General features: G+C 43.3%; 22 protein-coding genes. 10 read left to right on the forward strand and 12 right to left on the reverse strand.

The annotated features are described in order from the left end of the window. Positions 1-491 precede the first annotated feature (491 nt). The 4 genes from ACE5CV_RS09105 to ACE5CV_RS09120 are packed head-to-tail and all read right to left on the reverse strand — an operon-like array spanning position 492 to position 7389. Entirely contained in the window at positions 492-2057 is a 1566-nt protein-coding gene (locus ACE5CV_RS09105) for a hypothetical protein (RefSeq protein ID WP_374949853.1), read from the reverse strand. Beyond that, complete coding sequence (locus ACE5CV_RS09110) at positions 2054-3898, reverse strand: glycosyltransferase (RefSeq protein WP_374949854.1); 1845 nt, start codon at positions 3896-3898, stop codon at positions 2054-2056. The genes ACE5CV_RS09105 and ACE5CV_RS09110 overlap by 4 nt, the downstream gene beginning before the upstream one ends. Positions 3899-3940: 42 nt before the next feature. After that, complete coding sequence (locus ACE5CV_RS09115) at positions 3941-6028, reverse strand: cellulose biosynthesis cyclic di-GMP-binding regulatory protein BcsB (RefSeq protein ID WP_374949855.1); 2088 nt, start codon at positions 6026-6028, stop codon at positions 3941-3943. A 14-nt stretch (positions 6029-6042) separates the two neighbouring features. Then, entirely contained in the window at positions 6043-7389 is a 1347-nt protein-coding gene (locus tag ACE5CV_RS09120; RefSeq protein ID WP_374949856.1) for a sensor histidine kinase, read from the reverse strand. A gap of 49 nt (positions 7390-7438) precedes the next feature. Here ACE5CV_RS09120 and ACE5CV_RS09125 point away from each other — a divergent pair, with 49 nt between their 5' ends. Continuing rightward, a complete protein-coding gene (locus ACE5CV_RS09125; protein ID WP_374949857.1) occupies positions 7439-8572 on the forward strand; it encodes a glycoside hydrolase family 5 protein in 1134 nt (377 codons plus the stop codon). A gap of 41 nt (positions 8573-8613) precedes the next feature. After that, positions 8614-9594 (forward strand): acyl-ACP desaturase, encoded by a 981-nt coding sequence (locus ACE5CV_RS09130; protein ID WP_374949858.1) that lies wholly within the window; start codon positions 8614-8616, stop codon positions 9592-9594. A gap of 163 nt (positions 9595-9757) precedes the next feature. Here the strand turns inward: ACE5CV_RS09130 and ACE5CV_RS09135 are convergent, their stop codons facing one another. Beyond that, positions 9758-10084 carry a hypothetical protein gene (locus ACE5CV_RS09135; protein ID WP_374949859.1) on the reverse strand — a complete coding sequence of 109 codons (327 nt, stop codon included), beginning with the start codon at positions 10082-10084 and terminating at the stop codon, positions 9758-9760. A gap of 113 nt (positions 10085-10197) precedes the next feature. Between ACE5CV_RS09135 and ACE5CV_RS09140 the strand changes: the two genes are divergently transcribed. The 7 genes from ACE5CV_RS09140 to pyrH all read left to right on the forward strand — a co-directional run bounded on the left by ACE5CV_RS09140 (position 10198) and on the right by pyrH (position 16042). Beyond that, positions 10198-11217 (forward strand): aldo/keto reductase, encoded by a 1020-nt coding sequence (locus ACE5CV_RS09140; protein ID WP_374949860.1) that lies wholly within the window; start codon positions 10198-10200, stop codon positions 11215-11217. 115 nt (positions 11218-11332) lie between these two features. Beyond that, positions 11333-11770 carry a 50S ribosomal protein L13 gene (gene rplM / locus ACE5CV_RS09145; protein ID WP_067062091.1) on the forward strand — a complete coding sequence of 146 codons (438 nt, stop codon included), beginning with the start codon at positions 11333-11335 and terminating at the stop codon, positions 11768-11770. A 19-nt stretch (positions 11771-11789) separates the two neighbouring features. Then, positions 11790-12176 (forward strand): 30S ribosomal protein S9, encoded by a 387-nt coding sequence (gene rpsI / locus ACE5CV_RS09150; protein ID WP_374949861.1) that lies wholly within the window; start codon positions 11790-11792, stop codon positions 12174-12176. Between the two features lie 20 nt (positions 12177-12196). Continuing rightward, positions 12197-13051, forward strand: coding sequence for a 30S ribosomal protein S2 (gene rpsB / locus ACE5CV_RS09155; RefSeq protein ID WP_374949862.1), 855 nt, complete (start codon positions 12197-12199; stop codon positions 13049-13051). Between the two features lie 149 nt (positions 13052-13200). After that, the gene (gene tsf / locus ACE5CV_RS09160) at positions 13201-14052 is read left to right on the forward strand and encodes a translation elongation factor Ts (RefSeq protein ID WP_374949863.1); all 852 of its coding nucleotides are present in this window, start codon (positions 13201-13203) and stop codon (positions 14050-14052) included. Between the two features lie 117 nt (positions 14053-14169). Then, positions 14170-15288 carry an N-acetylglucosamine-6-phosphate deacetylase gene (nagA, locus tag ACE5CV_RS09165; protein WP_374949864.1) on the forward strand — a complete coding sequence of 373 codons (1119 nt, stop codon included), beginning with the start codon at positions 14170-14172 and terminating at the stop codon, positions 15286-15288. Positions 15289-15337: 49 nt separating this feature from the next. After that, positions 15338-16042 carry a UMP kinase gene (gene pyrH, locus ACE5CV_RS09170; RefSeq protein WP_374949865.1) on the forward strand — a complete coding sequence of 235 codons (705 nt, stop codon included), beginning with the start codon at positions 15338-15340 and terminating at the stop codon, positions 16040-16042. Positions 16043-16202: 160 nt separating this feature from the next. On the opposite strand, the gene ACE5CV_RS09175 is transcribed toward pyrH, so the two are convergent. From ACE5CV_RS09175 to ACE5CV_RS09200, 6 genes are all read right to left on the reverse strand, one after another. After that, positions 16203-17957: an ABC transporter ATP-binding protein gene (locus ACE5CV_RS09175; RefSeq protein ID WP_374949866.1), complete on the reverse strand. Its 1755-nt coding sequence runs from the start codon at positions 17955-17957 to the stop codon at positions 16203-16205. Between the two features lie 90 nt (positions 17958-18047). Continuing rightward, positions 18048-18524, reverse strand: a complete 477-nt coding sequence (locus ACE5CV_RS09180; protein ID WP_374949867.1) for a GNAT family N-acetyltransferase — start codon at positions 18522-18524, stop codon at positions 18048-18050. 67 nt (positions 18525-18591) lie between these two features. After that, on the reverse strand, positions 18592-19155 hold the full coding sequence (gene frr, locus ACE5CV_RS09185; RefSeq protein ID WP_374949868.1) for a ribosome recycling factor: 564 nt from the start codon (positions 19153-19155) through the stop codon (positions 18592-18594). A 112-nt stretch (positions 19156-19267) separates the two neighbouring features. Then, positions 19268-19465 carry a lipocalin family protein gene (locus tag ACE5CV_RS09190; RefSeq protein WP_374949869.1) on the reverse strand — a complete coding sequence of 66 codons (198 nt, stop codon included), beginning with the start codon at positions 19463-19465 and terminating at the stop codon, positions 19268-19270. A 106-nt stretch (positions 19466-19571) separates the two neighbouring features. Next, positions 19572-19976: an RNA recognition motif domain-containing protein gene (locus ACE5CV_RS09195; RefSeq protein ID WP_374949870.1), complete on the reverse strand. Its 405-nt coding sequence runs from the start codon at positions 19974-19976 to the stop codon at positions 19572-19574. Between the two features lie 143 nt (positions 19977-20119). Further along, the gene (locus tag ACE5CV_RS09200) at positions 20120-20572 is read right to left on the reverse strand and encodes a 3-oxoacyl-ACP synthase (RefSeq protein WP_374949871.1); all 453 of its coding nucleotides are present in this window, start codon (positions 20570-20572) and stop codon (positions 20120-20122) included. 281 nt (positions 20573-20853) lie between these two features. Between ACE5CV_RS09200 and ACE5CV_RS09205 the strand changes: the two genes are divergently transcribed. Beyond that, on the forward strand, positions 20854-21039 hold the full coding sequence (locus ACE5CV_RS09205) for a hypothetical protein (protein WP_374949872.1): 186 nt from the start codon (positions 20854-20856) through the stop codon (positions 21037-21039). On the opposite strand, the gene ACE5CV_RS09210 is transcribed toward ACE5CV_RS09205, so the two are convergent. Further along, positions 21036-22133 carry a CapA family protein gene (locus tag ACE5CV_RS09210; RefSeq protein WP_374949873.1) on the reverse strand — a complete coding sequence of 366 codons (1098 nt, stop codon included), beginning with the start codon at positions 22131-22133 and terminating at the stop codon, positions 21036-21038. The two genes, ACE5CV_RS09205 and ACE5CV_RS09210, sit on opposite strands and share 4 nt — an antisense overlap. Positions 22134-22156 lie beyond the last annotated feature (23 nt).

Genomic DNA, 22156 nt, shown 5'->3' on the forward strand with positions numbered 1-22156 from the left:
TCTTAGGCCGTAAGTCCCGAAGCTCAACTCACATTCCACCCCAAAGCGTTCACGTTCACTGCCGTGAACACCCGCTTTTCTGCATAAATAACTGTTAATCAAACCATTCCGTTTTGCACTACTGACATACTACTGTCACCACTTCCTTCATTTGCTATAGGTATATTTGGGTATAACCTGCATCCCCATCTATAACTGGCTGCCCTCAGGCTGTACACCTGCGAGTTATTTGAACAGATTTGCTTATCCAAAGATGGTATATAGTATTGATTCGCGTGCTAAATATCGTTGACGTTTCGAACCAGGCAGCGTTGAGTTGTGTGCTTTGGGGCGTGTTCCGGACTGGGAAAGGTGAGTTGCTTTGAGAAGAAGATTTCTCCCTCGCTATCGCTTGGTCGAAATGACAGGGGGTGGTTGTTCGACAGGCTCACCATGACAAGAACGACAGGCTAATCATATGGATTTCGCAGTCCACTAAGAAACCGGTTGATTTAATTGCCTGATATTACGCGGTAAACGATCCAGTCGCGGGTTTCAAAAACCTTGCGGAAATCTATTTGGGGGACGGTGCGCTTTATCTCGACTACGTACTTATTGTTCAGCTGGGTGTAACCGGTAAGGGCGTTTTTAGCAGTAGCGATCACGATGTAGTCTGCATATTTATCCGGCGACTCCAGCGCACTCAAAAAGTTGCCTTCGTAAGGCATTATCAGCGGTTTAATATCGCGGGTAAAGGCTACAATAGGATATGCGGTGGCATCATCTACCAGTATGTGCATATCGCTGGGCAGGCTGCTGATGTAGTTGGCCACGTCCATATTGTCGGTTTGGGTAGCGTCATCGTTCCGTTCAAATAGGATGCTTACAAAATTCTTTTCTTCGGTGATGGATGATGTGGTTAAAAAGTACCCGCCCATATAGATCTGGATGGACACGATGATAGCGATCATCACCTTAAACGCCCCCTGGCTTCTGACGGTGTGCGAGCGGATAACCACGCACAAAAAGCTAAGTACAATAAACAGCATGTAATACTGGTATGCCACAAAAACCTTATCGTACTTAATGTGCAGGAATTCGATAAGCGCAAATGGCGTCAGAATAGTTAACACCTGGTAAGTGCTTTGCCTTAACAGGTACACGGCAACCATTATCATGGGGCAAAATAGCAGCACACGGAACGATAGCAGGATAGAAATTTCAGGAATGCGGTAGGTGATGCCCGTTGTCTGCTCGTCGAAACTGAGCTTATCTATCAGTACGTTCCAAGTGGCATAGGGGCTTTCATTAAAGTAGTTAAGATCGTTAGCGTGGGTAAGGTTAAGCAGCTTGTAGCAAAGCACGGCCACCAGCGGCAGCGCAAATATGATCACGTATAACGAGAAGGTTTTATTGGTAAGCTTACGCCTTAACGACGGGCTGTTAAAACTCTGGAACAGCCGGAAAATAGATTCCTGCTCGCCCAAACTTAAGCTGTGTATGGTGATGGATAGCACCAGCGGTAAAAAGAACAGGGTGAGCCAGATGAATTTATAATCGCAAAAGATAAGTGTTACCAGGCAGATGCTGGCAATAGATACGTGGAATGTGGTGTTGGATTTGTAGAACTTGAACAAGTTAATAAAGAACAAAAAGAAAAAGATGAGGATTATATAAATGTTCTTGCCGGAACAGGCGGTGTACAGTATCCCGGGGTGAAAAAGGAACAGGGCCAGCAGTATCCACAGGTAAAAATCGTCTGCAAGGCGGTTAAGCAGCGTAGTGGCCATCAGGTAAAAGAGCACGGCTGTACCTAATGCCGATGCCAGTACCGGTGCCAGCGTATAACTGATAGGGGTAAAAATAAATGTGGCGTAAAAGGGGATCATGGGCGCTGTTAAGCCCATTACCTTTAGCCGGTTGCCCAACCCGTCGAATACGATCTTAGCCTTTTCAATATAAAACAACGACTCGTTATTGTAATATCCCAGATCATGCAGGTAGATGGCGCAAACTAGGTAATATATGACCAATATCACCGTAAGAATAAGCAGGAATACGGGTTTAGAAATTCTCATTTAACAACGTTTGTAGGATTGTTAACCTTACTTAAACCATGGTTTGTTTTTTCCCAGTAAAACGGTTTTACAATTAGCTGGTAAAGGCCTTTGTAAGCCGCTATAGAGTGCATCAGCCAGTAAATGGGGTTGGCTATCGCAAACAATATCAGCTCGTAATAGCGACGCTTAAATACCGCCATCATATTTACATATATCATCAGTATGTTGCCCACCATCAGGTTAAATATCGACATGAACAGCACCCAATCCGGAAACAGCGTACGGATAGATGACAGATCGAATATGACATAGCAGATAAAGAACATAAGCAGCAGCGGGTAAACCAAAAAGGTTATTGGCGTAGCGCCGATAAAGAAACCGAAACCTAAAAAACCTTTCCAACCGATTTTTTTCCAGAGGGCTACCGGATTACGCATATGTACCAGGTAGGTTTGCATATACCCTTTTATCCAGCGCGATCGCTGGCGGATCCAGTTAAAGGGTTCGTTATTGGCTTCTTCGTAAGTGGTAGAATTAATGATGGCTACTTTATGCCCCTTGGCGTATGCACGTACACCTAAATCGGCATCCTCGGTAACATTAAACGGATCCCAGGCGCCAAGGTCAACCAGTTCGGCCAGCTTAAAGTGGTTGCTGGTACCTCCCAGGGGGATAGGGATATCCAGGGTATCCAGCCCGGGCAGCATATAATCAAACCAGTATGAATATTCCAGGGTGAACATCCTGGTCAGGAAGTTCTCGTTACGGTTAAAGTAGTTTAGCGCGCTTTGAATGCAAATGTATTCATCGGGCAATTTGGCAAACAGCGTAACTATCTTTTTGAGCTGATCGGTATCGGGTATGTCCTCGGCATCGTAGATGGTGATGTACTTGCCCCTTGAAAAATGCAGGCCGTAGTTACAAGCCTTGGGCTTGGTTTTAGGCATGTGAAAAGGGACTACGATCACCTCGAAAATGGCCGGGAAATCCAGGTTTTTTACCGCGTTAAGCGTTTTATCGTCGTCTTCTTCAATAAGTAGTTTGATATCGAGCTTTTGGCGGGGGTAATCCAGCGCCTGCAGGTTCCAGATCAGTTTTTTGATCAGCTTATCCTCTTTATAAACAGGCAGCAGTATGGTGTAGTTGGGCAGATCGTCATCTACCACCAGCTTCAATTCGTCTTTAGTAACAGCCTGGTGCAATTCAAACCGCGAGCCTACCAATGCAAGGAATAGTTTAAAGATTATGGCGATCAAAAAGAATGAACTGAGGATAACATTGATGGTGATGGAGGTGTTTTTAAAACTCACCACCATACCAATAGTTACCAGCGCAATAAGCACAAAAATAAATATCAATTGCGGCGATGTGAATGTTACCACTGCCGAGCTGTCCGGGTCACGCTTTAACAGCTCAAAAACTGCAGACTTTACATATTTTTCGCCCAACAGTTTATTGCTCAGCCACACAATTTCCAGATCGGATGCAAGGATAACCTCAGGCTCCATATCATAGGTGAACTTGATGAAATCCAGAAACAGCGTATCATCCGGATTTGCCATAAGCGTGATCACCTTGTTGTTTTCTATCCGTAGGGGCATGGCCACCCTTTCGTAGGCAAACTGCAGGTCAATCTTGCTCAGCACCTCTTTGTCAAATGCCATGTCCCGTATTTCGGCGAAGGTATAACCGGCGTTGGTTAACGAGCGCTCGTAGTTTTTACGCGATACATAGCCATACGTCAGCAAAATTTTAATGAACGAAATGCCCGATTCTGCTGCGAAAATGTCGATCTCCTCCCTTTCCCTCATGGTTACGAAACCGTCGCTTATCAATAATTCGGGGATGGACATGCTCATTAAAAATATTTATAATAGCTAAAGCGTAAGGCAAAGGGCAGCTTAATCGTTAAACAGCTCCTGCGATTTTTGAACTTTTGAGCGTATGTACAAGAATGACAATAAGATCAACACCAGGATACCTAACAATATGTAAAGGTTGTAGTTGTCCCAGAAACGGGTAAGCGCGCTTTTGGTATCAATGTACTCCAGGTTTTCGCTCGATTTATTGATGTTGAACAGGTATTTATTGTTGTTAACATCAGATATACAAACGTTACTTGACAGGGTCGACAGCTGTTCGGTAATTGATTTTGAGGCCGCCAGGAATGCTTCGGCAAGGTGTTTACCTGTTGCCGTGAGCACCAGCGTAGCATTGTTGCTTCGCCCGTAAAAAATCTGTGCCAAACCATTTGACGTAGTGTCGGACAGCGAGTACACCACCGTATTATTGTCAGTATTGTAAAGCCTGAAGTTGCGGTTAAATTTAATAGGCGCATCCGGGAACTCGTTAAGTAACGGATCATCCTTAGTTAAAAGGGCAATGATGTTATTCTTTTTCAACTCAGGCGCCTCAACCGCGTCAGAGTATATAAACTCGGGGAAGTTGTTGGCGTTAATGTTGTTGTTCAGCTCGTAAATGATCTCGCCCATTGCACCGGCAGCATATTTAGCAAACGGTTTTGATACCACAATGCGGGTAGTGCCGCTGTTAAAGGCTTCCGGATACTGATAAAAGCTCAGATCGCTTGTGATGAATGGGTTCTTTGATTCGAGGTAAGATTTATCTACGTCTATCTCTGCAAAGAAATTGGTAAAGCTGTTATTACAGTTACCGTTGGTTGGATAAAAACGGAATTCGGCTTCCAGCGTATTGTATTTATGGTGCTGATAACGGTTAATGGTTACCGCCGTGTTTAACTTGCCGGATGCATCCAGCTTTTCGCTGCTCAGCAGCAGGCCGTTAAGGTAAATGTTAAAGAAACCACGGTCGCCGGGATTAAGGCTGCTGTAATTGGCAATAATCCTGATCTCAACCTCCTTAGGTGTAAAACTAAAATCGGAGTTTTTAAAGTTAAAAGAGCTTTTTAACGACCCGATACCCGACATAAAGTCGCCAACGCCTCCAATTTGTTTCAACGATAATTTTGAGCGGTTCTCATCAATGGTTTTAAAGAAGGTGTTTTGTGCCTTGTTAACCAGCAGGTAGTCGCCAAAGGTTGAGTTGAGGATATTCATGTTACCCAACGCTGTGATGGTTTTTTCGTAACCGGCATCGTCTCCGCCCGATATGAACAGGATCTCTTTAGGTACGGTTTCTAAACCAATGGTTTTTACAGGCAACAGGCGGCCTTTAAAATCTACCAGGGTGGTTATGGTATCAGTTACGCTTATTATTGATTTGTGCAGGTAAAATAAGCCCTGGTTGTTTTGCGGCGTAACCTTTATTAACGGGCGTTGTGCCGCCGGTATAGATGCCAATTTGCCTACCATAATGTAGTTGCGTACACTATCCGGCAGATTTTTGGCTTCAAATACCTTTATTTCGTGTTGGTTGGTTTTTTTTAATCTGGCGTAAGCCCATGCCACTGCCTTTAAATCGTGCAGGGTAGGGTTTGACGGATAAACAATTGCGGTTTTAGAATCGAAACAATTGCTGACGTTTACATTATTAAAAAAGTTTTTGTTGCTTTTAACCAGTGATATGTAAGAGTAATTTTTAACCTTTAACCACATGGCCGGGTTATCCAGATCTTTACACTGATCATTACTGATAGCCAGCAAAGTTTTTACCTGTATCTTCAAAAAATTATCTGCGCTTACATCCGCACGGGTTAAATTAATGGCAATGCGTTGTATCGAATCGCGCGTCAGCTTACCACTGTAAACCGGTTTTGAACCGATAGAAAGGTTGATGAATGATTTTTCACGAATAAGCGCCTGCGAAGGCTCAAAGTAAATAACCAGCTTACTGCCGTTAACCTCGTAATTAGGAGTTATTTTATAATAAAATGATGATGCACCGCTCATGCCGAAGATAGGTTCATCATCATTATGGCCCATTGCTTTAAATGATATAATAGCCTGCGACTGTGCAAAGGTAGCCGAGCTTAATAATATGAAAGCTAAAATGGAAAGTATTCTCTTCATCGGATTTGTAAGTATTAGTTTATTACGTAAAATTCTACCCTAAAGTAATTGCCGTTATCGTCGCTGCGGTACACAATATCGCCGCCCAGCTCTTTGGTCATCAACTTGGCTATTGATAATCCAAGGCCAAGTCTGCTCTCCATAGAGCCGGATGCATCATTAAGCGTTTTTAATTTGTTAAACATCATATCCAGCTCTTCCTGTCCTATGGCAACACCTTCGTCAATAATCTCAAACACGAACCGCTGGCGCTGCAGGCTGGTAACAACCTTAATGTTGTTGTTGGTTTGCGAGAATTTAATGGCATTTGACAGTAGGTTTTGAAAAACCTGACCGGCAAACACCCTGTCAAGCTTAACATTTAGCGGCAGTTTCAAAATATTATCAACCAGGTGTATGTTCTTCATCTGCGCGGTTTCCTGCAGGCCTCTAAATACGTGAGACACCTCCTGGTTAATGTCGAAGATCTCCATATTAAATTTCATTTCCGGCGATTCGATCTCTTTCACATCCATCAGCTTGTTAAGCATGTACTGCATTTTTTCTGCAGACTCGGATATATAACCGGCATACTCTTTTTGGTCGGCGCTTAGGCGGTAATCTTCCTCTTTGAGCATGTTATTACTCATAATTACCTGGCCAATCAGGTTCTTTAAATCGTGGCCGGCAATGTTGATAAAACTGTTCTTTTGATCGTCCAGTTTTCGCAGCTGCTCATATTGCCTGTCGATAATGTTATTCTTTTCGTTGATGTCGCGGTTCTGATCTTTCAGCTGATCGTTAGATTTTTCGATCAGGATCTGTGAGCGTACTTCACGCGCGATAACTTTGTAGCGGGCGTTGGGTATCAAACAGGATATAAAGGCAATGATGAAAAAGAACTGGCCGCCGTTGCTCACCACCAAATCTAAAGTGTACTCGCTTAGCGTGTTATAAAATATCGCCAGCAGTAAAATAGCTACCAGGGTTTGTACAATAGAGTTGATAGGTTCCCAAAAAACCTGCAGGTTAAAAAACAGCAGGATGGCCGCGTATATTAAATAATAGATATTTTGCTGCTGTATGTTTACTACGTTACAAAGTATGGCCGATGTAACTGAGAGCAGGAAAAAACAGATGTGCAGCAAGGTGCGGTAATTATACCGGCGGGTTTGAAAAAGGTTGTACAAACCTAATATCACCAGCACTGTTATGATCCTGATGATCAGGAACTGTAACCAGATGCTGTTAGCGTAAATAAAATCAACAATGCTGAATATCGGGTAAAGAAATATGATTGTCCAAATGATATTATTTGTTTGGTACCAAGCTTTTTTTGATATTTCTTTTTGATATTCTTCTTTCGAGATCTGAACAAACATTCGCTGTTACTTAGTTTTATAGTGTCAGTATTAAATTCGGTTAAAATAAGTGAAAAATAAATTCGGCACTAACATTTTCTTAAAGCTGCTGGTTATAATCGTAACGATAACCATGCATGGTATTGTTGCAAAAAGCCAACCAATAAGGTTAGCAGAAAGGCAATTAGCATTTAAGCGTGCAAAGAGCCTTGATAATGGTGTAAGCGTATCGGGCCTCGAACAAACCTGGAACAAAGCGCTTTTAAGCGAAAGTATTCTAAAACCTGCCGATTTTAAGCTTATTAAACAGTTAGGTTTTAAGAGCATCAGGCTACCTGTCGCCTTTAACTATTTCGATACTACAGGTACACCTGTTGAGAAAGTATTTACTCATATTGATGATGTTTTGAAACAATGTAAGGTATACGGTATAAAATTAATAATAGATTACCATTACGGTAATTTAAATGATAACAACTATTTAACGGAAACGCCAAGATTAATTGCCCAATGGTTAACCATTACCAGGAGATATATACGGGAAAGCCCCGAAAATGTTTTTTTTGAATTGTACAATGAACCGCCCCACATGAACCCCGCTGTTTGGAAAGACGCTGTTTATAATTTAGTTACGGCCATCCGCAGGGTAGACAAAAAAAAGACATTAATTGTTGGCGCATCGAACTTCAACAGCATTTACGAATTGAGCCGAATGGACCGGCTTGCCGACGAGAATATCATTTATACCTTTCATTTTTACGAACCTTTTTTGTTTACCCACCAGGGAGCAGCATGGGTGGGCAACCAGGTATCCACAACCGGGATCCCGTTTCCATACCGGGCAGATAAATACCCCCCGCTAAATCCCAAAACCAAAGGTACATGGGGCGAAACCAACTATTACCAGTATAAAACAGACGGTAACGAAGTGTCGGTAAAAGATAAGCTGCAGATAGTTAAAAACTGGGCGAATAAATTTGCGGTACCGGTGCTGTGCGGCGAATATGGTGTGTACGATAAATATGCCGATGCCGAAAGCCGGTGCCGGTATATTAAAGCGGTACGCCGCAATTTAAAACTGTTGGATATCCCGGGTATTTTGTGGGATTATAATACTAATTTTTCTATTTTTAACGGCCCCCCTTCAATTGGTAATTTGTCTGATTGTATGAAAGATGCTATTGATTACAAACCATCAAACTGAAATCATATTTAATCGTTAACTTTGTACACTAACATAGTACTATGAAATTTTTCGAAGAAAAACGCAAAGAGGTAATGGGGCATATTGAAACGTTCATGCTGGAAAAGATGAACGAATATCTTAAGCCCATAGATACTATTTGGCAGCCGTCAGATTTTTTGCCCGATGCTTCAAGAAGCACATTTTTTAGCGAAATAAAAGAATTACAGGAAAGCGCCAAAGGCTTGTCTTATGATCTGGTAGCCGTTTTAATTGGCGATACCATTACCGAAGAGGCACTGCCTACCTACGAATCATGGTTGACCATGGTTGAAGGGGTGTCTGACAACGAAGAAGGTGGCTGGATGAAATGGACCCGCCACTGGACTGCAGAAGAGAACCGCCACGGCGACCTGCTTAATAAATACCTTTACCTGAGTGGCCGCGTTAACATGCGGATGATGGAGGTGAGTACCCAATACCTTATTGCTGATGGCTTTGACATTGGTACCGGGCACGATCCTTACCGTAACTTTATTTACACATCTTTCCAGGAATTGGCCACAAATGTATCGCACCGTCGTGTGGCCTCGCAGGCTAAAAAGGATGGTGACGCCTTATTGTCAAAAATGTGCGGCGTAATTGCAAGTGATGAAGCCCGCCATGCTAAGGCCTATAAGTACTTTATAGAGAAAATATTTGAGGTCGACCCCAACGAAGCGATGCTTGCGTTTGAGGATATGATGCGTAAAAAGATTGTGATGCCTGCCCACTTCCTGCGCGAAATAGGCCTGAAGATAGGCCAGACATTCGGCCATTTTACCGATGCAGCAGAGCGTTTAGGTATCTATACCGCTATAGACTATGTAGATATTTTAAAAGAGTTAATTGAAGACTGGCATATCGAAAGCGTTGTCGACCTGAAGGAAGACGGAGAAAAGGCACGTGATTATATCATGAACCTGCCAAACCGCCTGATCCGCGTTGCCGAACGAATGAAAAACCCGATGCTGGAATACAAGTTTAGCTGGATAAACGGATAGACAACATAAGGGCATTAACAAAAATCCCGCTTTGCTTTGCATAGCGGGATTTTTGTTTTTTATATTGTTGTCAGTCTGAGCTTGTCGAAGACTTATACGCCCGGCAAAGTAATGCAGCTAATGGTTCGACAGGCTCACCACGAAATTCCCGGGTTAGGGAAAACTATCCCTCCTGCACCAGATCCGTACCTTGCCCGTCGGATACATCATCAAACAGACTATTTAATATCGATTCTATGGTGATGGAGTTCACATCATCCACGTAATGCTCACTGCGGGTTATCCATAGCTCATCGTCCTGCACGGCAATGGTGAATAATGCGCCTTCGTAAAGTTCAGGCTGGCTTATCTCAATACCGGCCGGTGTGTTAGTGATGGTGAAGGTAATGGTGCTTTGGCGCTGCTCTCTAAAAAGGGGGTTCAGCCGCTGGTTAATGTGCTGATAAAGTTCGTCGATGCTAACCGGTTTATGCAGGGTGATGATCTTCATGATGATGTGTTTGTTATATTTACAATTGCCTTTGGTTATTGTTTACCGTGCATTTTTATTTAAACGGATAAAACAGGAAGTTTGCTAATAACGTTGCATTAAAAAATATCGCTATGAAATATAAATTGCTGGGCCGGTCGGGCCTTAAGGTTTCTGAACTTTGCCTGGGCACAATGGGCTTTGGTACCGAAGGTGGCTGGGGTGCAGATGCTGCCACAAGCTTCGAAATTTTGGATGCTTACGCCAACGCCGGCGGCAACTTTTTAGATACAGCTAACATTTACAAACTGGGCACCAGCGAAAAAATAATTGGCGATTATGTGGCCAATCATGATCGCGACTACTTTGTACTGGCTACCAAGTACAGCCTTAAGGATAACACCACCAACCCAAACTCAAGCGGCAATAACCGCAAAAATATGATGCGCAGCGTAGAGGATAGTTTAAAGCGCCTGAAAACGGATTTTATTGATGTGCTTTACCTGCACATTTGGGATAATATCACCCCGATAGATGAAGTGATGCGCGCTCTCGACGATCTTATTAGACAAGGTAAGGTAACCTATGCCGCCATCAGCGATACCCCGGCCTGGGTGGTAGCCAAAGGGAATACCCTTGCCGAGTTGATGGGCTGGAGCCAGTTTATAGCCCTGCAGGTAGAGTACAGCCTGCTGGCCCGCACGCCCGAACGTGAACTGATCCCGATGGCGCAGCACTTCGGGATGACGGTTACGCCGTGGGCACCATTGGCCGGCGGGGCTTTAACCGGCAAGTATTTAAAAGGGGATAAAGGCCGCATTAAACCCGAAAGCAACCGCCTGAATGAGCGCGCCGAAAAAATTACCCGCGTGGTAATGGAAGTAGCGCAAGAACTGGGTGTATCTGAAAGCCATGTGGCCCTGCAATGGACCATGAGCAAAGGTTTTAGCTGCATCCCGATTGTGGGTGCAACCAAGATCGATCAACTGAAGGACAACCTAAAAACCATAGACGTTACCCTAACGGCCAACCATATCCAGAAACTGGACGAAGCCAGCAAAATTGAGTTAGGTTTTCCCGGCGATTTCTTTAACGAGGACGCTGTGAAGATGAATACGTTTGGTGGGTTTTACGATAGGGTAGAGAAGCGGTAACAAATCATGGTTGAGAAAACCAACAATCCATTTGTTAATTAAATAAATAGGCGTATCTTTGCAGTCCCGTAAATACGGGGTAAAGAATACGTTTAATAAATTTAATTTAAAGCAAGTGAATACGTTAAGTTACAAAACTGTCTCAGCCAACAAGAAAACCGTCAATAAAGAATGGGTTGTTGTTGATGCAAACAATGAGATTTTGGGGCGCTTGTGTACTAAGATCGCAATGATGATCAGAGGTAAGCACAAGCCAGGGTTCACCCCACACGTAGACTGCGGCGATAATGTAATTGTTATCAATGCAGACAAGGTTAAACTGACCGGAAACAAATTCAGCGAAAAGCAGTATGTTTCTTACACCGGTTACCCGGGTGGTCAGCGTTTCATTTCTCCAAAAGAGTTAATGGCCAAACATCCTGAGCGTGTGATTGAAAAAGCCGTACGCGGTATGTTGCCTAAAAATCGTTTAGGCCGTGCTATCTACGGTAACCTGCATGTTTACGCAGGTGCAGAGCACCCTCACGCAGCTCAAAATCCAACAACCATTTAATTAACAGGAGAAAAGAAAAATGCCAACAACTAACACTTCAGGCAGAAGAAAAACAGCAGTTGCCCGCATCTACTTAAATGATGGATCTGGCACCATTACCGTTAACGGTAAAGATTACAAAGAGTACTTCCCTACCTTACCTTTACAATACATTGTTATGCAAAGCACAGAAGTATCTGGCAGCGCAGGTAAATTCGATGTTAAAGTAAACGTAGCAGGTGGTGGTGTAAAAGGACAAGCAGAAGCCGTTCGTTTAGCTATCGCGAAAGCTATTGTTGAACTGGATCCGGAGAAAAAACCGTCACTGCGCGCTAAAGGTTTAATGACACGTGATGACCGTATGGTTGAGCGTAAGAAACCAGGTCGCAAAAAAGCACGTAAGAAATTCCAATTCAGTAAACGATAATTTTAAGGAGGACACAAACAATGGCAAGAACAACATATCAGGATTTACTGGATGCAGGTGTACACTTTGGTCACCTTACCCGCAAATGGGACCCGAAAATGTCACAATACATTTTCATGGAGCGCAACGGTATCCACATTATTGATTTAAATAAAACCTTATCTAAGGTTGAAGAAGCTGCTGCAGCTATCAAACAAATTGTAAAATCAGGTCGTAAAATATTATTCGTAGCAACAAAGAAACAAGCGAAAGATATCGTAGCTGAATATGCAAAAGGCGTAAACATGCCTTATATCACCGAGCGTTGGTTGGGTGGTATGTTAACCAACTTTGCTACCGTACGTAAGTCGATCAAAAAGATGTCAAACATCGATAAATTGACTAAAGACGGTACTTACAGCAACCTGTCTAAAAAAGAGCGTTTGATGATACAGCGCGAGCGTATCAAATTAGAAACTTTGTTAGGTGGTATTGCGGATCTTAACCGTTTACCGGCTGCATTGTTCCTTATCGACGTTAAGAAAGAGCACATCGCGGTATCTGAAGCTTTAAAGCTTAACATACCAACATTTGCAATGGTTGATACCAACTCTGATCCGTCTAACATCGATTTCCCAATCCCGGCGAATGACGATGCTACCAAATCAATTTCATTGATCACCGGTATTATCATCAAAGCTATTGAAGAAGGTTTAGATGAGCGCAAACGCGAAAAAGAAGATGAAACTGAAAAAGAAGCAGCTGCTGCAAAAGCAAAAGCTGATGCCCCTGAAGTAGCAGACCGCTCTGAAGGTGGTAAAAGAAAAAGGACTGCAGATGTAACAGCTGATGCTGATACCGAAACAGCTCCTGCTGCCGATTCGACAGAGGAATAATAATTTAAGTGAGTGGTGATTAGTGAATAGTGAGTTGTTAAAACTTACCGTTTACCATTCACCACTTATTCATTAATGAAATTTAGTGTTTGGAATGATAAGTAAAACAACTACGCGCCACTCACTAGTCACTATTTAACCAAAACAAAATGTCTACAGTACAAATTTCTGCATCAGATGTAAACAGACTGCGCCAGCAAACAGGTGCAGGTATGATGGATTGCAAAAAAGCTTTAACAGAAACCAATGGCGATTTTGAAGCTGCTATTGATTTTTTAAGGAAAAAAGGTGCTAAGGTTGCTGCAAGCCGCCAGGACCGCGAAAGTAACGAAGGTGTTGTTATAGCACGTACTTCAGAAGATTTTAAAACCGGTGTTGTTATTACCCTTAACTGCGAAACCGACTTTGTTGCCAAAAATGCTGAATTTGTTGCATTTGCCAATGAAATTGCAAACGCTACTGTTGAGAACAAGCCTGCTTCTATAGAAGCCTTATATGATTTAACTATCGACGTTGAAAACGTACGTGTTAAAATTGCTGATGCCATTATTGACAAAACCGGTAAAATCGGCGAGAAGATCGGCGTTTCTAAATACGAAGTTATCGAAGGCGAAAAAGTTGTTGCTTACATTCACGGTAACTACCGTTTAGGTGTACTGGTAGGTTTAAGCAAAGCTGTTGAAGGTGCCGACGAAGCCGGTAAAGATGTTGCAATGCAAATTGCTGCCATGAACCCGGTTGCTATTGACAAAGACGGTGTTGACGCTACTACTATTGAGCGTGAAATGGAAATTGCAAAAGATGTTATCCGTGCAGAAGGTAAACCAGAAGCAATGGTTGAAAAAATTGCTGCCGGTAAGCTGAATAAATTTTATAAAGATTCAACTTTATTAAACCAGGAGTTTGTTAAAGACTCATCTAAATCTGTTGCACAGTTTTTAGATACGGTTGATAAGGGCCTTACCGTTACCGCCTTTAAGCGGGTAGCTTTAGGAGCTTAACTATATTATCCCCCTCGTTATTAACGAGGGGGATTTTTTTTGCCCTTTTATTTTGTTATCCTCCGCTTTGCCGAAGGGTAGCATTCGTGAAATACTTAACATCATAATCGCGACGCTATGATAACAGCACTTCATAATCTCCAACTTATCACTAACGGTACCATTGCTACAGGTAAAGCCGTTTTAATTGAAGGCAGCCAAATAACAGCCGTTATAGATGAAGCCGACATTCCGGGTGACGCCTTGAAAAAAGACCTTAACGGCAGTTACCTTGCACCTGGGCTGATAGATTTGCAGATATATGGCAGTGGGGGCAAATTGTTTGCCGGTACTCCCGAAGTCGCAGCCCTGCAACGGATGGAAGACGACCTGCTAAACCAGGGGACAACCGGCTTCTTTGCCACAATAGGCACTAACACTAATGAAATTGTAGAAGAAGGTATTGCAGCTGCAAAGGCTTACCGCGCAAATGCGCGTGGTAACTGCTGGGGGCTGCACCTGGAAGGCCCGTATCTAAACCCGGCGAAAAAAGGCGCCCATCCTGATAGATACATCAAGAAAGCGACTTTTGCGGAAGTTAAAGGTTGGGTTGAGCAGGCAGAAGGCACCATTAGTATGATGACCATCGCACCGGAGTTACAGGACCAGGAAGTGATAGATTACCTTCATGCGCAGGGCATCATCCTTTCATCCGGCCATAGTAATGCTACTTACCAGCAGGGCAAAGGATTTTTAAATAAGCCCATTCCGGCCGTTACACATTTGTTTAATGCCATGCCGCAAATGCATCACCGCGAGCCCGGTTACATTCCTGCCATATTTGAAGAAAAACCTTATACCAGCATCGTTGCCGACGGCATTCACGTTGATTTTGCGATGATCCGGCTGGCTAAACGCGAATTGGGCGATAAGCTTTTTTTAATTACCGATGCCGTTACTGCTGCAACGGTTGGTACATACCAGCATCAGTTTACAGGCGACAGGTACGTAATGCCTGATGGCACGCTATCAGGATCATGTCTTACCATGCTCAAGGCTGTGCAAAATTGTGTGGAGCATGTGGGTATAGATTTGGCAGAAGCTGTGAATATGGCCACACTGTACCCGGCACAATTGGCTAAGAAGAACAAGGGGCAAATTGCAGCCGGTTTTGATGCAGATCTGGTAGTTTTTAACAGCGCCTATGAAGTTGAGCACACCATACTTACTGGTAATTTTTCAACGAAGACGACTTAAAATTTTAACAATACCAATTAATACCTATTTTTGATAAATCCTCTGATAAATGAAGTACAAAAGAATTTTACTGAAGCTAAGTGGCGAATCCCTGATGGGGCAAAGGCAATATGGTATTGACAATAACCAGGTTTTACAATACGCGCAAGACATCAAGGCAGTAGCCGATCAGGGTATTGAGATTGCTGTTGTAGTTGGGGGCGGCAATATATTCAGGGGGTTAAGTGCCGAGAAAAGCGGTATGGAACGCGCCCAGGCCGATTATATGGGTATGCTGGCTACAGTGATCAACTGTATGGCAATGCAAAACGCTTTAGAAACCATTGGTGTAGAAACCCGCTTACAATCGGCCATTAAAATGGAGCAGATCTGTGAGCCGTACATTCGCCGCCGTGCTATGCACCACCTGGAGTGTGGTAAAATTGTGATCTTTGGTGCAGGTACAGGTAACCCATACTTTACTACAGATACGGCAGCATCTTTGCGCGCTATCGAGATCAAAGCCGATGTGGTGTTGAAAGGTACCCGTGTTGACGGCATTTACACCGCCGACCCGGAAAAAGACCCATCTGCAACACGTTATGATGAGATATCTTTTCAGGAAGTGTATGACAAAGGCCTTAATGTAATGGATATGACCGCCATTACCCTTTGTCAGGAAAATAAACTGCCGATAATTGTGTTTGACATGAACAAACCCGGTAACTTCATGAAAATTGCTGAAGGCGAAGCCATCGGTACTTTGGTTAGATAAAAGAGCTTAAGATAATTAACAAAGCCCTGCTGAGTTTCAGCGGGGCTTTGTTATGTAATGCGTAATCGATTCGTATGTTGCAATTAAACGCGCAATGAAAACAGGTTGGAGATTATTCTCGTCCGTACGTTTTCCTCGAAAAGGACATATAAGGATTACCTTAAATTTCTACCACATCCTTTTCACCTATTTGCTGTCTCCACATGGCGTAATACAGTCCTTTCTGATCTATTAGGTCCAGATGTTTGCCCGATTCAATTATGTGGCCCTTCTCCAGCACGAAGATCCTGTCGGCGTGCATAATGGTTGACAGGCGGTGGGCGATAAGTATGGTGATATGGTCTTCCAGTTCAGATACATCACGGATAGTACCGGTGATCTCCTCTTCAGTTATCGAATCAAGAGAGGATGTTGCTTCGTCAAATACCAGGATATCCGGCTTACGCAACAACGCGCGGGCGATAGACAGGCGCTGCTTTTCACCACCTGAAACTTTTACGCCACCCTCGCCAATTACCGTATCTAAACCTTTATCGGCACGGGCCAGCAACGTTTGGCACGCCGCACGCCGCAGCACATCCATACACTCTTCGTCTGTAGCGCCCGGGCGCACAAACAGCAAGTTTTCGCGGATAGTGCCGGAGAATAACTGCGTATCCTGCGTTACAAATCCTATTTTTTCACGCAGCTGATCAAGGTCTATTTCGTTGCTTGGGATGTCATTGTAGCTTACTTCGCCCTGGTAAGGTTGATATAAACCAACCAGTAATTTTACCAACGTGCTTTTGCCTGAACCGGACGGCCCCACAAAGGCAATAGTTTGGCCGGCTATAGTTTCAAAGCCGATGTTGTTTAAGGCATTCCTGTTGGCTGTTAAATGCTTAAAGCTTACATCCTCAAAGGTAAGTTTGCTTATTTTTTCTAACAATACCGGTTTTTCGGGCTTTTTGTCAATCGGCACACTTAATATACCTTTAAAATTATTTAACGATACCTCTGCTTCCCGCCAGCTTAATATCACATTACCCAGTTCCTGCAGGGGATTAAATAAAAAGAAAGAATAGAACAGTAGGCTAAGATATTGGCCGGGGCTGATAGTCTGCTCAAATATCAGCAATAATAAAACCACCACCATAGTACTGCGCACCAGGTTAACGGTAGTGCCTTGCACAAAACTCATGCTGCGTACATACTTAACTTTTTTCAGCTCCAGATCAAGGATCTTGTAGGTAGTATTATTTAAACGCTCAATTTCCTGTTTAGCCAGCCCAAGGCTTTTAACCAATTCAATGTTGCGCAACGATTCTGTTGTAGATCCTGCCAGCGCGGTGGTTTCGCCAACAATTTTTTTCTGGATCACTTTTATTTTTCGGCTCAGCACCATGCTCACAAAAGCAATAACCGGGATTGCGGCAAGGTAAACCAACGTTACTTTATAGCTGATGCTCAGTGAATAAAAAATAACGAACAGCATACCCGTTAAGCTCACAAACAAGATACTGATGAACGACGTGATGAATTTTTCACAGTCTAACCGTACCTTTTGCAGTATGCCCAAAGTTTCGCCGCTGCGCTGATCTTCAAATACCTGGTAAGGCAGCTCAAGCGAGTGTTTTAAACCGTCGGCGTACATTTTGGCACCAACCTTTTGGGTAATAATACTGGTATAGTAATCCTGAAAGTTTTTGGCAATACGCGATACCATGGCCACACCAATAGCTGCACCAACAAAAGTTAAAGCGGCAACTAAATAGTTGTGATAAGTATAACTGTTGCGGTTGCCGATAACCTTATCGAGAATGCGGCCGCTAATGTAAGGATCAAGTAAAGAAAAGCCGATGTTGACGCCCGCAAGCAGTAGTGCCAGCACTACAACGCCGCGGTAATTTTTTAAATAAGAAAGAAGAATTTTCATTGCCGCAAAACTAAAAAAAGGGAACGGCTATGTTGCTCATTCCCTTTAATTTGACAATAAGGTTAATTACTTGCCAAATGGTTTCCCGGATTATTGTAATGGCAACTCCATTTGGATATTGCAGCGCTCGTAGGGCGAGGCTGTGCCTGTAATTTTCTTGAACCCTAATTTATGATATAGTGCAATGGCCGGCTCAAGGATGGAATTGCTCTCCAGGTACAATTTATCAGCACCCATTTCTCTTGCCTGATCAATACAGTGGCTACCCAACAAGTAACCGATGCCCTTACCTTTGGCTTTAGGCGATACGGCCATCTTAGCCAACTCGAACATGTTATTATCCATTTTAATTAGCGCGCAGGCACCAACAGGTTCATTATGATTCAGTGCGATGTAAATGTGCCCGCCTTTGCTTAAGATATAATCGTCCGGATGATCTAAGCTTTTATGATCGTTTGTTTCCATTTTAAACCAGGTGGTTATCCATTCCTGGTTTAGCCGTTTAAAGTCGGGTTGGTATTTTGGTTCGTAGTTAACGATCTGTACAGCGTTGTTTTCCTGTTCCATATCAAGTTGCTCATAAAAAAGGGATGGACCATTGGCCATCCCCTGCTTTAAATTAATTACAGACTGATTAAACAGTCATGATATCTTTTTCCTTAGCGTCGGATAGTTGATCAACCTTTACAATATACGTATCGGTTAATTTTTGCACTTCGCCTTCGCCAACTTTGATCTCATCTTCAGAAACACCTTCCGATTTTAATTTTTTGATCTTCTCGTTAGCGTCTTTACGGATGTTACGGATAGCGATTTTGCCTGTTTCAGCCTCGCCCTTAGCTTTTTTAGCCAGTTCGCGGCGGCGTTCTTCTGTCAACGGTGGTACGTTGATACGGATAATTACACCATCGTTTTGCGGATTAACGCCAAGGTTGGCTTCTTTAATAGCCTTTTCTATAGCGCCCAAAAGGTTTTTTTCCCACGGTTGTACAACTATGGTTCGTGCATCCGGAGTGTTCACACTACCTACCTGGCTTAACGGTGTTGGAGAACCGTAGTAATCAACCATTATATCATCCAGCATAGATGGACTGGCTTTACCTGCACGGATCTTATTTAATTCACTATCTGCGTGAGCAATCGCTTTGTCCATTAAAGCTTTTGCATCATTTACTTGTTTTTTAATGAGTTCGCTCATTGTGTATGGATTTTTGACAAAAATAATAAAAAGTATCAAAGCCCCTCACTTCCTGTGGGATTGATTGGCATTTTTTACCAGTGGCTTTGTTTTTAATCTGTATAACAACTGCTTAGCTGCCGCTATGTTTTTGCGAGGTGAGTTTTTCTACCGGGTAACTCATAGCCTTGTATTTGGCAATTAACATATCATAAGTTTTTTTATCGATACCGGGTTTGCGGCTCATGATAAACAGAAACTGGTGTTCCGTATGGCCAACAACCACGTATGAATAATCGGGGGCAAGGTAACGCAGGAGGATACGATACAAAATGTCGTATACGAAAAAGCACGCTGACAAGTTAATGAAAGCGTGTACAACAGTAGTTAAAGCAAAACGCTATGGTGAAAGCGTTTTGCTTTAATAGGTTAACAGATTACCAACGGCTACCGCCGCCGCCGCCGCCGCCTCTGTTGTTATCTTTTGAGTAGCCGCCACCGCCGCCACCTCTGCTGTCTCTTGAGTAGCCACCGCCACCGCCACCGCGATTGCCGCCACCAAAACCACCGCCACCGCCACTGCTTCTGCGGTCGCCTGGTTTTTTATCTTCTGCCTGGCTAACTGCGATTGAACGGCCGCTAACTTCTGATCCATTTAAGCCAGAAATTGCTTTTTGAGCAGCTTCGTCATCTGACATTTCAACAAATCCAAAGCCTTTGCTTCTGCCAGACTCTCTGTCAATAATAATTTTAACGGTGCTTACTTCACCATACGCTTCAAAAAGCTCTTGCAAATCTGCTTCCTGTAATGAATAAGGAAGGCTTCCTACGAAAATGTTCATTAAAAATTTTGTTTAGTTCTGGCAGTTGCCCGCCATTTTACGTTTTGTTTACACCAAATATAGAATAGATATTAATCACTTGTACATTAATTTGTTAAACTATGTTTTTTATTTTTTGATTTTAGGCGGTTTTGCGTCATTTTTTAGCCAATTGACTGTATTTGATACCCTTTTCCGTTTAAAATAAATTCATCGCCAGCCTGTAAACCTTTCATTTTTATTCCAATCGGCGATTCTGGCGATACAGCATGATAGCTTTTGCCGGCTAACTGCAGCGTCCCGGCGCTTATTGCCAGGTAAAAGTTGCCGTTATCAGTAATAACCAGGCTACCTGGCTCTGCTTTAATTGCCGTGCCTTTTACGCTTAGCTGATTTAATGCTACCATTAATTTATTGGCTTCATTCAATTGCGCAAAATTGCGGTTAGTTTCCTGCTGGGCCATTTCGCGGCCGGTTTCATACTTATCGCCGGCGCTGCTTTTGGTATCATCATTTTGTGCCTGCTGCGCTTCGGCAATAGCTTGTCCGGCAGCCTGCATGCGGCTTTGCACATACGCTACGCACAATTTATATAGCTGCTCTTTAATTTCGCTCATTTTTATTTAATAAAAAAACGAATATGGATAAATGGGAGGAGAAGTTGCAACAGGCATAAATAAAAGCCCCAGGCACTCGCTGCCCGGGGACTTTCAACCTAAACCTTATCACAATGTAAGTGCAGATGCGCTTACAGAAACATAAACGAAATTTTGCCGCTATGGATATGTGACTGATTTGAAATTGACCTGAAAATGATAATTGGGTACTGAGTAAAACAAACCGTATGGATGTTGGTTAAAGTGTAAATCATTTAACAACAACAGCTTATTAAAACGATATGAATTTAAAACGTACTTTTGGCGCTATCCTAACTGTGTTAGGTATTATTGGCCTGATCTATACAGGTGTACAGATCATTCAGCACACCGGTGCTGCTACAACTTTAATTGTTATAGGCCTTATTTCAATAATTTTCTTCTTTACCGGCATTAGCCTGGTGCGTAATACTAAAGACGAAGCTTAATTTGCCCTAACCGGCGTTAGGCGGCCATCTGCGGCGATAATTAATCCGGGCTGCTCAAAATCTGACGTGGTTAAAAACCGGATACGGTTTGCTGCGGCATTACTGCTATCGGGCAGTAAGCCCCTGTCGTGCGATTGCTTGTAAGATATGATACGGCCACTTAAAAAGTGGCCGTTTTTATTTAAGGTAACCTTTAATAAGGGTGCCAGGCCGCAAACACCTTGTACGCTTACACTTTTGTAAGTGCAAAAATTACCCAAGCTGTAGGCAATCAGCCTGTTCTTATAAACTTCCATCGCCCTGCTTACATGCGGGCCGCTACCCAAAACAATATCCGCCCCTGCGTCTATAGCATCATGGGCAAAGGCATTTACGTTGCCGCGGTTCTCGCCTAAATAATGCTCCGTTATACCGAACACATGTTCAAACGGGACGCCTTCTCCACCGCCATGGAACGACACGATCACGATAGCGCATTGCTGTTTAAGTGAATTGATAGTTGCGTTTACATAGGCCTTATCAAGCAATGGGGCAGTTTGGCTGTTTGGCGAAAATGCACAAAAGCCGATCTTGATACCTTTAACGGTAAATGTTGTAGCAGGACGTACACGCAAGCCGGCATAATTTATTGCAAGACTATCCAGGATCTTCCTGGTGCTTTTGCGGCCGGCGCTGCTAAAATCATCTACATGATTATTGGCCAGGCTAATGAGATTAAAGCCGGCCCTTTTAAGCACTCCGCCGTAGTAGGTAGGCATCCGGAAAAAGTAACCTTTACTTTTATGGCGCAGTTTGTAACCAACCGCAGCGCCTGTATCTAATAAAGTACCTTCTAAATTGCCAAAGGTGATGTCCGCATTTTTTAGTTCATGTAAAGCGTGCCTGAAACTCTGGCGGCCGCTATCCGGTGGCAGGCCCCTTTCATCCGGATAGGATGTACCCAGCATGATATCGCCAACGGCAGCAATAGTAAGCGTGGTATCGTTATCAACTTCAAGGCTTGTCGTGTCGGCAGGCTGTGCAACAGGTTTGGAAGTGATAACAACAGGAGGTGCTTTTTCAGGCGCATTCCGGCAGGCAGTTACTATCAGCATTAGAAAGGTAGCTATAACTAAGT

The organism is Mucilaginibacter sp. (assembly GCF_964263795.1).
Classification (GTDB): domain Bacteria; phylum Bacteroidota; class Bacteroidia; order Sphingobacteriales; family Sphingobacteriaceae; genus Mucilaginibacter.

Excerpts from the sequence above, each read along its gene's own strand:
- nagA (WP_374949864.1), top strand. The coding sequence starts at position 14,170 with ATGATAACAGCACTTCATAATCTCCAACTTATCACTAACGGTACCATT.
- frr (WP_374949868.1), bottom strand. The coding sequence starts at position 19,155 with ATGAGCGAACTCATTAAAAAACAAGTAAATGATGCAAAAGCTTTAATG.
- ACE5CV_RS09130 (WP_374949858.1), top strand. The coding sequence starts at position 8,614 with ATGAAATTTTTCGAAGAAAAACGCAAAGAGGTAATGGGGCATATTGAA.
- ACE5CV_RS09115 (WP_374949855.1), bottom strand. The coding sequence starts at position 6,028 with ATGAAGAGAATACTTTCCATTTTAGCTTTCATATTATTAAGCTCGGCT.
- ACE5CV_RS09120 (WP_374949856.1), bottom strand. The coding sequence starts at position 7,389 with ATGTTTGTTCAGATCTCGAAAGAAGAATATCAAAAAGAAATATCAAAA.
- pyrH (WP_374949865.1), top strand. The coding sequence starts at position 15,338 with ATGAAGTACAAAAGAATTTTACTGAAGCTAAGTGGCGAATCCCTGATG.
- ACE5CV_RS09110 (WP_374949854.1), bottom strand. The coding sequence starts at position 3,898 with ATGAGCATGTCCATCCCCGAATTATTGATAAGCGACGGTTTCGTAACC.
- ACE5CV_RS09175 (WP_374949866.1), bottom strand. The coding sequence starts at position 17,957 with ATGAAAATTCTTCTTTCTTATTTAAAAAATTACCGCGGCGTTGTAGTG.
- ACE5CV_RS09135 (WP_374949859.1), bottom strand. The coding sequence starts at position 10,084 with ATGAAGATCATCACCCTGCATAAACCGGTTAGCATCGACGAACTTTAT.
- ACE5CV_RS09195 (WP_374949870.1), bottom strand. The coding sequence starts at position 19,976 with ATGAACATTTTCGTAGGAAGCCTTCCTTATTCATTACAGGAAGCAGAT.
- tsf (WP_374949863.1), top strand. The coding sequence starts at position 13,201 with ATGTCTACAGTACAAATTTCTGCATCAGATGTAAACAGACTGCGCCAG.
- ACE5CV_RS09210 (WP_374949873.1), bottom strand. The coding sequence starts at position 22,133 with ATGCTGATAGTAACTGCCTGCCGGAATGCGCCTGAAAAAGCACCTCCT.
- ACE5CV_RS09140 (WP_374949860.1), top strand. The coding sequence starts at position 10,198 with ATGAAATATAAATTGCTGGGCCGGTCGGGCCTTAAGGTTTCTGAACTT.
- ACE5CV_RS09205 (WP_374949872.1), top strand. The coding sequence starts at position 20,854 with ATGAATTTAAAACGTACTTTTGGCGCTATCCTAACTGTGTTAGGTATT.
- rpsB (WP_374949862.1), top strand. The coding sequence starts at position 12,197 with ATGGCAAGAACAACATATCAGGATTTACTGGATGCAGGTGTACACTTT.
- ACE5CV_RS09200 (WP_374949871.1), bottom strand. The coding sequence starts at position 20,572 with ATGAGCGAAATTAAAGAGCAGCTATATAAATTGTGCGTAGCGTATGTG.
- rpsI (WP_374949861.1), top strand. The coding sequence starts at position 11,790 with ATGCCAACAACTAACACTTCAGGCAGAAGAAAAACAGCAGTTGCCCGC.
- ACE5CV_RS09180 (WP_374949867.1), bottom strand. The coding sequence starts at position 18,524 with ATGGAACAGGAAAACAACGCTGTACAGATCGTTAACTACGAACCAAAA.
- ACE5CV_RS09105 (WP_374949853.1), bottom strand. The coding sequence starts at position 2,057 with ATGAGAATTTCTAAACCCGTATTCCTGCTTATTCTTACGGTGATATTG.